The sequence below is a fragment of the Methanohalophilus sp. WG1-DM genome, assembly GCF_004104135.1.
Classification (GTDB): Archaea; Halobacteriota; Methanosarcinia; order Methanosarcinales; family Methanosarcinaceae; genus Methanohalophilus; species Methanohalophilus euhalobius.
In genome coordinates, this window is record NZ_RRBA01000007.1 from 48,678 (window position 1) to 61,892 (window position 13,215).

Below are 13,215 nucleotides of genomic sequence, written 5' to 3' on the forward strand. Positions count from 1 at the left end.
CAATGGAAGAAATAAACAGGGATAAACTGAAACATTTGCTTGAACATTGGATAGAACACAACGAAAACCATTGTGATAGTTTTGAGAAATGGATTCCCCAGCTTGAGGATGCGGGGTTCCAGCAAGCTGCAGAATATGTTTCTGCTGCCTCTTCTGAAATGGAACAATCAACGGATATGTTGAGAAAAGCACTGGAATCCCTTGAATAACTTCAAGGGATTACCATTACCGCTGTTTTTGCATGTCTGAGGACCTTTTCAGAAACGCTTCCCATAAGATAGCGCTCCAGACCTGTGCGTCCCAGTGAGCCCATAACGATTATATCTATTTCATTTTCTTTTGCAAAATCCAGTATTTCTTCTGCAGGATAACCTGCCAAAAGAGCTGTATCAACAGCTACTCCCTGAGGATTTCCCAGTTCTTCCACATACTGAAGGGCTTGTTGTCCTTCTCTTTTTATGTCTTCGTGGGGGATGTCAAAATTTGTGATTCTTGCTCCATATGGAAGGGTTTTTGATGAAAGTTCTTTCATTACGTATACTGCAAATACCTTTGCTCCATAGATTTTTGCCAGCCCGATTCCTTCTGAAGCTGCCTTTTTGGAGTGTTCAGATCCATCTGTTGCAATTAATATCTTTTTTACATTATTCATTATATCCCCACTACATAATAATGAAGGTAGGTTATATTAACATTTGGAAGGCTACTCATTCATATATCTTCGAATAAAGGTACGTCCAGCACATAACCCAGCAATGCTACAACCAGTGTAGCGGGTGCATAAATAGGAATATTATCGCCCGCCATGTTGAAATATCAGGTTAATTATGGCAACATATACCATTACTGTAGTGATCAACACTATAATCTGGAAAATCCCTTTTTCAGGTGGCATGATTGTTCACTATATCAATATTTGAAATCTGCCTATTCATGATTTGCGGTGCTGTCTGCCTATAGGCATTTTCCTGCAGAGGCGATTAACACCGTTACGGACTTATTTCCTATTTGGGTCACAGTACTTCTAATATTCTTGTTACGATAGCCGTACTTAATTTGATTTATATAGGGCTGGCATCCAATATCAGTACTGTAGTAATATTGCAACAGGCGATTGTCATGAAAGAAAGAGTACTGATACTTGGAGCCGGTTATGCGGGTGCGGTGATTGCAAACACACTGGCCCGTGAGTTCAGGCGTAAAATTGCAAAGGATGAACTTGAAATTACAGTGCTTGACAGGAACGATATGGGAGTTAACCAGGGTGGTTTTACTTTACTGCCCTTTGGGTTATACACCCCTGAGGACCTGGTCAGGCCCAGGAAAGAATCACTGAGTCCCAGGATTCAGAGTCGTTTTGGTGATCAGGGTGAAGTCACGGATATTGACCTGAACAGGCAACAGGTAACGACCAAATCCGGTACAAAGTATTCCTATGATCATCTTGTGATCGCAATGGGTGCAAGACCGGATGCTTCCGGTGTGCAGGGTCTTGAAGATGATCTGAATACATTCTATACATCTATGGATGATGCCCTGGAAGTAGGGGAGCTTATCCGCAATTTCAAAGGTGGCAGGATAGTGGTTTCGGTTTCCAGGATGCCGATACCCTGCCCCGGTGCGCCGGTAAAATTCTCCTTTTTGCTGGAGAGTTACCTGAGAGATATACGCAATATCAGGGATGATGTGCAGCTGACGCTTCTCTGGCCCATGGAACCAATAGGTCCGCCGGAGTTTAACAAACTGGTTACCGGTCGTCTTGAAGAAAAAGGAATCGAGGATATCAGGCAGTTCCAGCTTGGTAAGGTTGATGCTGCAAACAAGATGGTTGAATCTACCGATGGCAGACAGGAAAACTATGACCTGCTTATCACGGTTCCTCCCCACAAACCACAACAGGCTGTACTGGATTCGGGTCTTACAGATGAAAAAGGGTGGATTGCCGCGGATAAAACAACATTACAATATCGTGGTCCTGTCGGGGATAAGGATAATGTGTATGTTGTGGGGGACAATGGTCCGGCCGATATCATGAAAACGGGAATTGGTGCGCACTATCAGGCACAGGTGGTATCCCACAATCTTATCAATACGATCAATGGCAACAATATCAAATCGAAGTACAAGGGTGAGACCGGTTGCCCGATAATTACAGACATGGCCTCTGATGCCCATGCCGGTAGAGCATACATTGCAACCTGGAGTTACAATAACCCGCCCCAATCGTTCGATACCACTCAGCTTGGCTGGTATCTGTACCGGATGTATTACTACCTGCACTGGGACATGAGTATTAAGGCATTGATGTGAGGTGATTGGTATGGCTGAAGATATAGAGAATGTTAATATAGGAATGACACAGGCAGACATCGACGCCTTCCTGGATATTGTCAGGACTGCCCGTATCATGCAGAGTTACTTAAATGATGAGACGGTCCACGGTGTTGCGAATGTGATGACTCCCCTGCTAAAACTGCTCAACGGGGTTGCCAGTACGGATCTTGTGGATGTACTGGAAAGGAGTATGCAGGACCCTGATATGGATCGGGCTTTGATGAACCCGCCAAAGGTGGGGATGTATGGTGCACTTCGTGAGATGGGAGATGAGGATTTCCAGAAAGGGCTGGGGATAGCCATTGAATTCCTGAAAGCTCTTGGCAGGGCTTCGGAGGATATAGGAGACTAATTTCCCGCTCTTTCCTGTTTTCCTCCTTTCTTTTTTCACTTCAATTTTGCTATTCCACCACAACATTTATGCTTGCTGCCTTCCTAATTTCTTTTAAGGTGTTTTATGCATTTAGCCAAAGACAGGGACATCGGCCGTGTGGCCTGTTGCAAGGAGGCTATCGATGCTTCCTGGGCAATCTATGACAGTTTCTCACTGCTGGATTATTTCCATGACTGCGAATTTGCAATGCAGTCCCGCAGATTTTCCTGGGGAGGGGCTGTAGCCTATGCATATGATGCCAGGGATGCTATCTATATATTGCTTCTTTTTTCCCGCCAGCAAAACAGGGGGCACGGCCACATATTGGTCAATTGCATCATTGAGCATGCCCGTTATAAGGGATACAGCCGTGTTTATGTGACTACTTCCTATAGGTCTCCACACCACTACGCTGCAGGTAGGTTCTATGTTTCATGCGGTTTTCGCATGATCGGCTCGGATGAGGAACATATGTATTATGGACTGGATGTCAATGATGTACCTGTATTCCACTGTCCGGATACTTCGACCCCCTCTGCGAATTTTGAATATCGTTTATCAGATTTTTTACTTATTGGAATGGCACTAATGCTTGATACTTTGAACAGGGATAGGGGGGAGCCAAAGGTTGTACAAAAGTTGGGGAAGGTTATTGGGGAAAAAGAAAAAAGATTTTTTAAATAATGGTAAATAATAAAAAATAGGAAAGAGTGACTAATCTTAAAATATCATTATCTTCACGAATTGACTAAGGGACAAACAAGAGGGGTTTTATTCCCTTGTCAATGATTCAATTAACTCCCTGTGCTGGGCAAATCTTTCCAGTAATTCATCTTTCTTATGTAGTGTAAAGTCCTCAAATTCAAAACCCGGTGCAACCGTACATCCCACAAGTGAATAGTCATATTTGGAATTATCACACACTGTTGCACCAAAGACTGAACCTGCAGGGACAATACCCTGTGGTATCTCACCGTTTAATATGTCGTTTCCAAGATGGATTGGTTCATAATCACCATTTGGATGTATCATATGTATGTCAATGGGTGCCCCACTGTAAAAATGCCAGATTTCTTCCTGTTTTATTGTGTGAAGTGCTGAAAATTCGCCTTGTTTTAATAAAAAGTAGATTGCCGTGGAAAACGCATGATCTATAGTAAATCTTTTCGGTAGGTATTGGTGTTTGATGGTTTCCCCGGATCTGTATGTTTCTTTAAAAAACCCACCTTCGGGGTGCTTGCTCATATCAAGGTATTTTATGATTTCATCAGCGTTGTTCATGGTTATCTCCTGAATTGTATTAAGGTACTTTATAACCCTTGTTTTAGTGGATATTGAATTTTGACTAGTTTGAATTCTTCTGTGAAAGTTTTTTCACAGGTTTCAATCCTTGTTTTAGTGGATATTGAATTTTGACATATGCTTACTGTATATGGGTGGTCGTGATGGGCAAAATGTTTCAATCCTTGTTTTAGTGGATATTGAATTTTGACATCTTCCCGAACCATACTAATTTTTTTTGATCTTTTAGTTTCAATCCTTGTTTTAGTGGATATTGAATTTTGACTTTCGGAAACAACCTCTTGTAGCAAATCCTATTGAGGTTTCAATCCTTGTTTTAGTGGATATTGAATTTTGACATAAACCAATAGCCAGCGATACTGTGCATAAGATTTGTTTCAATCCTTGTTTTAGTGGATATTGAATTTTGACCACATAAACGGTGCTATTAACATATTCAGCCACATAGTTTCAATCCTTGTTTTAGTGGATATTGAATTTTGACACGCCATGATGATGCAATGGACGATATAAGAAGAATGTGTTTCAATCCTTGTTTTAGTGGATATTGAATTTTGACAATAGTACCTTACTATCTGTATCACAGGTTCTAAGGTTTCAATCCTTGTTTTAGTGGATATTGAATTTTGACATTGACAAAAACTTTGAACTGGACACATCCAAGATGTTTCAATCCTTGTTTTAGTGGATATTGAATTTTGACATCGTACTTGCCTGATATGCTCCGCTTGCTACTGATATTGTTTCAATCCTTGTTTTAGTGGATATTGAATTTTGACACAATTTAACCCTATTTCCTTTTTTGATATTGATATGTTTCAATCCTTGTTTTAGTGGATATTGAATTTTGACAATAAGAAAATATGCAGAAAAGATATAACAATATGAGTTTCAATCCTTGTTTTAGTGGATATTGAATTTTGACTCCGAAGGGCCGCCCCATGACAATTGATACCTATAAGTTTCAATCCTTGTTTTAGTGGATATTGAATTTTGACCACGGTAATGTCAGGCATTTTGATTTCAGGTAGGGCATTGTTTCAATCCTTGTTTTAGTGGATATTGAATTTTGACAATATGACACAATTACAGCGAGCACATTCACAGCAAGGTTTCAATCCTTGTTTTAGTGGATATTGAATTTTGACAACTTGCATCTGATTGTCCTATTTTTCTATACACATGTTTCAATCCTTGTTTTAGTGGATATTGAATTTTGACGTGCAGGAAAGGCGATCCATAAAATAAAATCAGAGTAGTTTCAATCCTTGTTTTAGTGGATATTGAATTTTGACAATCACCTACAATTTGATACACTCTTATATAACAATAGTTTCAATCCTTGTTTTAGTGGATATTGAATTTTGACTTGCACCCGTATCAGGGTCGAACCCTTCAAGCCTAACAGTTTCAATCCTTGTTTTAGTGGATATTGAATTTTGACTATGAATACGTTGAAGATGGAAACTTCTCAATGTAGTTTCAATCCTTGTTTTAGTGGATATTGAATTTTGACTCAACCACATGGTCCCAGAGAAAGGGAAGATCTCGTTTCAATCCTTGTTTTAGTGGATATTGAATTTTGACCAGACTCGTCAGAGTCACAGAACCCAAAGGCTTCGGTAGTTTCAATCCTTGTTTTAGTGGATATTGAATTTTGACTAGAAGAAGTCTTTCTCAACTCCTTCTCTGCCCGGGGTTTCAATCCTTGTTTTAGTGGATATTGAATTTTGACCTGACTCCACAGGTAGATCGGTTTCTGGAAAGCATGGTTTCAATCCTTGTTTTAGTGGATATTGAATTTTGACTTGATGTGGCCAGAGTCAACAATACCGGCAATACTGGTTTCAATCCTTGTTTTAGTGGATATTGAATTTTGACGTCAACCACATGGTTCCTGAGAAAGGGACGATATCGTTTCAATCCTTGTTTTAGTGGATATTGAATTTTGACGATATACCAATGGGAATGGTGACTGGGTCCCGAAGGGTTTCAATCCTTGTTTTAGTGGATATTGAATTTTGACTTGAATTTTCATGAAGAGCAATCAAAGAAAAGAATAGTTTCAATCCTTGTTTTAGTGGATATTGAATTTTGACTCCAGGACTATATTATTGAGAACCCAGAATACTTGGGTTTCAATCCTTGTTTTAGTGGATATTGAATTTTGACACACAACAGCCAAGTCCTGACCAGCGACAACACTGGTGTTTCAATCCTTGTTTTAGTGGATATTGAATTTTGACGCGAATACCGCCACGCCCGTCATTTCTTTGATTCACAGTTTCAATCCTTGTTTTAGTGGATATTGAATTTTGACACATTACTCATTTTCATCATCCTCCATATACTGTATGTTTCAATCCTTGTTTTAGTGGATATTGAATTTTGACTACATCCAGGGACGCTCTAAATTATACAAAATTTGGGTTTCAATCCTTGTTTTAGTGGATATTGAATTTTGACTTGTCTACTATTGGTTGCAAGGATCTTGTAACTCCGTTTCAATCCTTGTTTTAGTGGATATTGAATTTTGACCCCGGATGATTTATCTACAATGCCTCTTCCTATTTTGTTTCAATCCTTGTTTTAGTGGATATTGAATTTTGACTATTGTGGCAACAACTTGTCCAATACCTCTATTATCAGTTTCAATCCTTGTTTTAGTGGATATTGAATTTTGACTAGAATACCCTGGAATTGTTATACCAGACAACTGTTGTTTCAATCCTTGTTTTAGTGGATATTGAATTTTGACTTTAGATCCTGTATAATATCATTATAAGATTTTTTCTGTTTCAATCCTTGTTTTAGTGGATATTGAATTTTGACTTTAGAGCACCAGATGGTTCTAATATTATATTGGGGTTTCAATCCTTGTTTTAGTGGATATTGAATTTTGACGAAATACTTTATACAGGTAATACAGGATATGATTTAGGTTTCAATCCTTGTTTTAGTGGATATTGAATTTTGACATGTTTCATAAGCATTTATTGCTGATGTACCTATAATGTTTCAATCCTTGTTTTAGTGGATATTGAATTTTGACTGATAAAAGAAGCAAAAGATGTATTGGATGTTCCTTAGTTTCAATCCTTGTTTTAGTGGATATTGAATTTTGACGTCTGACGAATCCAAATATTATTGGAAATCTGAGAATGTTTCAATCCTTGTTTTAGTGGATATTGAATTTTGACAACTTGTAGCGGATTACTGGAGTCCGAGTAGCCTGAGTTTCAATCCTTGTTTTAGTGGATATTGAATTTTGACGAATATACAAGTACAGACGGAGTGACAGTGATAATGTTTCAATCCTTGTTTTAGTGGATATTGAATTTTGACAAATTAGTTGCTTCTTTAGATTCCGATTCCGACAAAGTTTCAATCCTTGTTTTAGTGGATATTGAATTTTGACCATTGGGTACAATGCCGTAGATGCTGAATATCGTGGTTTCAATCCTTGTTTTAGTGGATATTGAATTTTGACATTCTAGTTGTTTTTGCAGAGCAGTTGCTTGTTGGGGTTTCAATCCTTGTTTTAGTGGATATTGAATTTTGACAGGAATATACAAGTACAGACGGAGTGACAGTGATAATGTTTCAATCCTTGTTTTAGTGGATATTGAATTTTGACAATCTGTCTGTATCTGTCTATATGTGTCTGATTATGTGTTTCAATCCTTGTTTTAGTGGATATTGAATTTTGACATAATGCTTTTGCTTATGCAACCTGCGGATAATACTAATGTTTCAATCCTTGTTTTAGTGGATATTGAATTTTGACTCAAACTTTACCACAACCCTACAACTATGTCTAATTGTTTCAATCCTTGTTTTAGTGGATATTGAATTTTGACGAGATTATGAGTTTGTCAAAAGAACTTGACACATTCAGTTTCAATCCTTGTTTTAGTGGATATTGAATTTTGACCATATTGCTGACTTTATCATTAATTTGTTCTGTAATTGGTTTCAATCCTTGTTTTAGTGGATATTGAATTTTGACGCATATATAGAGGAGGCCGAATAAATGCATAACTAGTTTCAATCCTTGTTTTAGTGGATATTGAATTTTGACTGCATCTCATCAATGGTGTCCAATCTGATGAAAGTAGTTTCAATCCTTGTTTTAGTGGATATTGAATTTTGACCACACATCTCCTTAGCCTTCCTTCTACCACATTCTATCTGTTTCAATCCTTGTTTTAGTGGATATTGAATTTTGACTATATCTACACCAAACTCATGCACCCTTGCAATCATGTTTCAATCCTTGTTTTAGTGGATATTGAATTTTGACTTATGCCAAATAGGTACTATAACATGGATAGAGAATTTGTTTCAATCCTTGTTTTAGTGGATATTGAATTTTGACAACGTGTTGGTGTGAAAATTGAGAAAGATGTTAATTGTTTCAATCCTTGTTTTAGTGGATATTGAATTTTGACGATTTTTTTCCTCACTGTTCATGCATGAGGTGGTTAAGTTTCAATCCTTGTTTTAGTGGATATTGAATTTTGACACGTTGGATTTTTAGACATCTCGTCAACTTTTTTATGTTTCAATCCTTGTTTTAGTGGATATTGAATTTTGACAGCTTAATTCCATGTTCTTTAATTCCATTCATGATGTTTCAATCCTTGTTTTAGTGGATATTGAATTTTGACGGAGGCGATACTATGATAATGTATCATCTATATAATAGTTTCAATCCTTGTTTTAGTGGATATTGAATTTTGACAGTCAAGTCCATCACCACGAGCATTGTCACCGTAGGGTTTCAATCCTTGTTTTAGTGGATATTGAATTTTGACTCAAACCTACCTAATACAGAATCTCCTCCTTGAATAGTTTCAATCCTTGTTTTAGTGGATATTGAATTTTGACCCTTAGACCATGCTTAAGACTAACCTTAGACCATGCTGTTTCAATCCTTGTTTTAGTGGATATTGAATTTTGACACCATCTTGGTACACATTATGTGTACAAGTGTTAGGTTTCAATCCTTGTTTTAGTGGATATTGAATTTTGACGCGGCTATTCATGAGATCACCCAGGGCGAGCCTTGTTTCAATCCTTGTTTTAGTGGATATTGAATTTTGACACATACTGTGGTCTCATCATGCATCTTCTGCCAATATTGTTTCAATCCTTGTTTTAGTGGATATTGAATTTTGACCCGCCAAGCAATAAGCAACAATCCCCCATAGGCGCCAGGGGAGTTTCAATCCTTGTTTTAGTGGATATTGAATTTTGACAGATCAGGGGCTTTTTTATTCCTGTCATGGTGTTTTTGTTTCAATCCTTGTTTTAGTGGATATTGAATTTTGACGACATGGTTATCATTTCCCGATCTCTATTTCTAGATGTTTCAATCCTTGTTTTAGTGGATATTGAATTTTGACGTTCTAATATAGAGTAGTCCGCCCTCTTTTTGAGTAGGTTTCAATCCTTGTTTTAGTGGATATTGAATTTTGACGTGAAGGTGAACTACTTGCAGTATCCCATTTGATACGTTTCAATCCTTGTTTTAGTGGATATTGAATTTTGACGCTATCGCCAAACTGGATGGCAAGGAGAAAACGCTGAAGTTTCAATCCTTGTTTTAGTGGATATTGAATTTTGACTTTACCCCGGTTTTGTCTATATTCTCCGTGCGATCAGTTTCAATCCTTGTTTTAGTGGATATTGAATTTTGACATTTCAACGCAATGGCAGACTTTGAGGATGTGTATGGGTTTCAATCCTTGTTTTAGTGGATATTGAATTTTGACCATAGATGGACAGGTGCAGTTCACGGCTACCCTTAAAGGTTTCAATCCTTGTTTTAGTGGATATTGAATTTTGACACCTGTATCGACCGGGCATTCTTTCACAGACTTGCTTAGTTTCAATCCTTGTTTTAGTGGATATTGAATTTTGACATTTACCTCCTTTTTTCACCCAGGTTCCATCTCTGCTTCTCGTTGTTTTAGCATCCTCTCCTCTGGGTGTGTCAGCTTTAGCATGACCAGGGTTAGAGTGAATGAAAGTTGCATCCTGGATCGTTCCTTTTTTGATTTCCAAACCAAGAGCATTGAGCTGTCTCTGCATCTCATTCCATATTTGCTTCTCTTTCCCATTATCAATAATTCTCTTTCTGAATGACCAGACAGTTGTATTGTCTGGTACATATTCAGGAAATCCTAGGAATTTTCTAAATGATATTCTGTCAATACATTGTCTTTCAAGTTCTGGATCAGATAAACCATGCCATTGCTGCAGAACAAGCATTTTGAACATCACAATAACATCAGCTTCAGGTCTGCCGCCTGAAGCTGTTCTATTCTTATACATCGATTCTAAGATTGGTCGAAAAGGTTTCCAATCGATCAATGATTCAATTTCAGCAAGTCTGTCACCAACCAATTGAAGACGTTTATATTCTTCATTAAGAGCAAAATCAGTTAAATCGTCCATAATACTTAATTTATTTATATATTATTTATATTTTAGTATAATGTTGACTGAGTTTATCGAAATCCTCTATATTCAACAACTCTTTCGTCAGCTCATAACTGTGTTCTGTGCATACAGGAGTGGACTCGTCCGCACATTCCTTATATGCAAATCCTGATAGCTCATAAAGCACTTTGTTCAGGTTCCTGCCTTTACTGGTCAGGTGATATTCTATGGTTACCGGTGTCTTGGACACAATGATCTTTTCAATTAACCCGTCCTGCTCCAGCTGACGCAATTTAGTAGACAGTACCTTACTGCTAAGCTTTGGATTGCTTTTTAAGAATTCATTGAATTGCTTTTTCCCACAGAACATATCCCTGATGATGTTGAGCGTCCATTTCTTGCTTATTAGTCTTATTGCTATGTCTATAGGACTGCGTTCCAGGTTTCCCATAATTTCTCACCAGGTTGCCAAATGGTTAGATTAAGTATTTATATGTTCTCATGATATGTGGTGATGTGAAAATAAGGAACGGTAGAAATGTACCATGTATAAAATATCATACAACGCATTTCTGCGAAGTTCTGATTGAGGAGATAATATGACAAAGATAGTAAATAGTCTTGTAGGCGAAGCATTAGTTGGTGAAGGACCGGAAGTTGCACACATCGATCTTGTTATCGGTACAAAGGGAAGTGCTGTTGAGAATGCATTCATGAATGCACTTGCAAACCCACAGCAGGGTCATTCCCCACTGCTTGCAGTCCTTGAACCAAACGTTATGCCAAAACCAGCAACACTTCTGGTGAACAAGGTTACCATCAAGAACGTAACCCAGGCTTCCCTGATGTTCGGCCCTGCACAGGCAGCTATTGCAAAAGCTGTAATGGACAGTGTAGCTGACGGCGTTATTCCAAAAGAAGAAGCAGAGAACCTTCTTGTCATTGTTTCAGTATTCCTCGAATGGGATGCAACAGACAAGGAAAAGATCTACGAGTTCAACTACGAAGCAACAAAGCTTGCAATAAAGCGCGCTATCGACGGAACACCAACAGTTGATGAGGCACTTGCAAAGAAGGACTCTGCAGAGCACCCATTTGCTTAAAAAAGACTTCCTGCGAGCAAAATCGCAGGATGCTTATATTTTTAAATTCAATCAACAAATCAATTTTCTAATTAGTAATTAAGGAGCTATCATGAAAATTAACAATCAAATTTCTTATGGAATTTATGCCAGATTGGTTTTTTATGTAGTGATATTTGCGCTTTCAGGGTACGTTATATCCTATAGCGGATTGCTTAATGGTTCTTTAATAACCAATGATGTTTGGTATTGGTTTTTTAGTTCAGTAGCGCAGAGTTTTGTAGCAATAGTTAGTGTTCTGGTGGTTGTTTATACTTTCAATAAAGATAATATCAAGTATTCACATCAAAAAAATTATCTTGAAACAGTTTTTTCATTTTCAATGTTGGTTGGATTTTTCATAATCTTTTTCTCGCTTATGTTAATTCCTTTTGCATCGATTCCATTTGGCAATACTTACAACATAACAATAAAATTGATTATAATCCATGGATTTTTAGGTCTATGTTTTTTTGATTTAATCTATACATTAAAATTAATTCACAGTCTTTGTACAACTTCTCAAGAAACAGAATGCCTTACAGAAACAAATGAGAATTTTTCTGATGAAATTATATCTGATGAGTAAGAGTTTTGATTCATTCAGCCCCTCCCCAACTCTTCTAACCTCTCCCTTACATGAGCATGAGAGCAAACGACTGCCACTTCTTGCCTCCGCTTCATATAATGCAACGTACCCTTAGAGAACCCCATCTTCTTCCATTTGGAACCATTAATGATGGAGCAGTTGGTACACGTGGAACACTTGCTTGATGTACACTGGTAAAAAAGTGAAATTCAAGGTATTAATACACAATCTTGACAGTATGTTAAGATTGTATATTTTGTATTATTGAAAATTTCTACAAAGCCAAAAATAGAAAAAATTAAGAAATCCCTTCGGATCATAGGCCATCTTTCGTATGGTTTTCCTGATACTCGGAAATATATTTGGATACAAGCTTCCTCTTAGCGTTTCAATCCTTGTTTTAGTGGATATTGAATTTTGACATACGTTCCAGTATGTTTATTTCCTGGTTAATGGAATGTTTCAATCCTTGTTTTAGTGGATATTGAATTTTGACCAGCAACCGCAACTATGCGATAAAAGGGTTGATGTTTCAATCCTTGTTTTAGTGGATATTGAATTTTGACTTAGACCATGCTTAAGACTAACCTTAGACCATAAATCGTTTCAATCCTTGTTTTAGTGGATATTGAATTTTGACGGCGTCCTGGTCCTGGGCTTTAACCAGGACATAAAGTTTCAATCCTTGTTTTAGTGGATATTGAATTTTGACCTAAGAACAAATTAAGCCCCGGATATTCAGAATTTTGTTTCAATCCTTGTTTTAGTGGATATTGAATTTTGACCCTTTTAAGCAATGAGTGGTAACTATGTATGCATTGAAGTTTCAATCCTTGTTTTAGTGGATATTGAATTTTGACCGCACTAATTTAAAAACGCTATCGGCAGGTACTGTTGTTTCAATCCTTGTTTTAGTGGATATTGAATTTTGACATTATGGTGCATGTGCTGTGCATGTGTATCATGAGTCGTTTCAATCCTTGTTTTAGTGGATATTGAATTTTGACTAGCATAGAATTTTAAGTTAATTTTAACGATCCATGTTTCAA

General features: G+C 37.4%; 10 protein-coding genes, 1 pseudogene and 2 CRISPR repeat arrays (1 of these 13 cut by a window edge). Of the genes and pseudogenes, 7 read left to right on the forward strand and 4 right to left on the reverse strand.

Annotated features, from left to right (window positions below; translation table 11 throughout):
- Window positions 1–2 precede the first annotated feature (2 nt).
- Window positions 3–209: a hypothetical protein gene (locus tag CI957_RS06320; RefSeq protein WP_128754492.1), complete on the forward strand. Its 207-nt coding sequence runs from the start codon at window positions 3–5 to the stop codon at window positions 207–209.
- Window positions 210–211: 2 nt separating this feature from the next.
- Here the strand turns inward: CI957_RS06320 and CI957_RS06325 are convergent, their stop codons facing one another.
- A complete protein-coding gene (locus tag CI957_RS06325) occupies window positions 212–652 on the reverse strand; it encodes a universal stress protein (protein ID WP_128754493.1) in 441 nt (146 codons plus the stop codon).
- Window positions 653–1,056: 404 nt separating this feature from the next.
- On the opposite strand from CI957_RS06325, the gene CI957_RS06330 reads away from it, so the two are divergent.
- From CI957_RS06330 to CI957_RS06340, 3 genes are all read left to right on the forward strand, one after another.
- Complete coding sequence (locus CI957_RS06330; protein ID WP_241645962.1) at window positions 1,057–2,310, forward strand: NAD(P)/FAD-dependent oxidoreductase; 1,254 nt, start codon at window positions 1,057–1,059, stop codon at window positions 2,308–2,310.
- A 10-nt stretch (window positions 2,311–2,320) separates the two neighbouring features.
- A complete protein-coding gene (locus CI957_RS06335; protein ID WP_096713069.1) occupies window positions 2,321–2,686 on the forward strand; it encodes a DUF1641 domain-containing protein in 366 nt (121 codons plus the stop codon).
- 105 nt (window positions 2,687–2,791) lie between these two features.
- The gene (locus CI957_RS06340; RefSeq protein WP_128754494.1) at window positions 2,792–3,391 is read left to right on the forward strand and encodes a GNAT family N-acetyltransferase; all 600 of its coding nucleotides are present in this window, start codon (window positions 2,792–2,794) and stop codon (window positions 3,389–3,391) included.
- Window positions 3,392–3,478: 87 nt separating this feature from the next.
- On the opposite strand, the gene CI957_RS06345 is transcribed toward CI957_RS06340, so the two are convergent.
- The 3 genes and pseudogenes from CI957_RS06345 to CI957_RS06355 all read right to left on the reverse strand — a co-directional run bounded on the left by CI957_RS06345 (window position 3,479) and on the right by CI957_RS06355 (window position 10,907).
- On the reverse strand, window positions 3,479–3,988 hold the full coding sequence (locus CI957_RS06345) for a cupin domain-containing protein (protein WP_128754495.1): 510 nt from the start codon (window positions 3,986–3,988) through the stop codon (window positions 3,479–3,481).
- A 28-nt stretch (window positions 3,989–4,016) separates the two neighbouring features.
- A CRISPR array of direct repeats spans window positions 4,017–10,005; the repeat unit is 37 nt; unit sequence GTTTCAATCCTTGTTTTAGTGGATATTGAATTTTGAC.
- 112 nt (window positions 10,006–10,117) lie between these two features.
- Window positions 10,118–10,471 (reverse strand): annotated as a pseudogene (locus CI957_RS11220) (transposase); the annotation flags it as partial.
- Window positions 10,472–10,496: 25 nt separating this feature from the next.
- Window positions 10,497–10,907 (reverse strand): helix-turn-helix domain-containing protein, encoded by a 411-nt coding sequence (locus tag CI957_RS06355; RefSeq protein WP_096713051.1) that lies wholly within the window; start codon window positions 10,905–10,907, stop codon window positions 10,497–10,499.
- A 148-nt stretch (window positions 10,908–11,055) separates the two neighbouring features.
- Here CI957_RS06355 and fae point away from each other — a divergent pair, with 148 nt between their 5' ends.
- The 3 genes from fae to CI957_RS11085 all read left to right on the forward strand — a co-directional run bounded on the left by fae (window position 11,056) and on the right by CI957_RS11085 (window position 12,351).
- Window positions 11,056–11,559: a formaldehyde-activating enzyme gene (fae, locus tag CI957_RS06360; protein ID WP_096713052.1), complete on the forward strand. Its 504-nt coding sequence runs from the start codon at window positions 11,056–11,058 to the stop codon at window positions 11,557–11,559.
- A gap of 91 nt (window positions 11,560–11,650) precedes the next feature.
- Entirely contained in the window at window positions 11,651–12,166 is a 516-nt protein-coding gene (locus tag CI957_RS06365; RefSeq protein ID WP_096713053.1) for a hypothetical protein, read from the forward strand.
- A gap of 50 nt (window positions 12,167–12,216) precedes the next feature.
- Complete coding sequence (locus CI957_RS11085; RefSeq protein ID WP_277749687.1) at window positions 12,217–12,351, forward strand: hypothetical protein; 135 nt, start codon at window positions 12,217–12,219, stop codon at window positions 12,349–12,351.
- Window positions 12,352–12,551: 200 nt separating this feature from the next.
- Window positions 12,552–13,215: a CRISPR direct-repeat array (repeat unit 37 nt; unit sequence GTTTCAATCCTTGTTTTAGTGGATATTGAATTTTGAC); it runs 250 nt beyond the window's last position.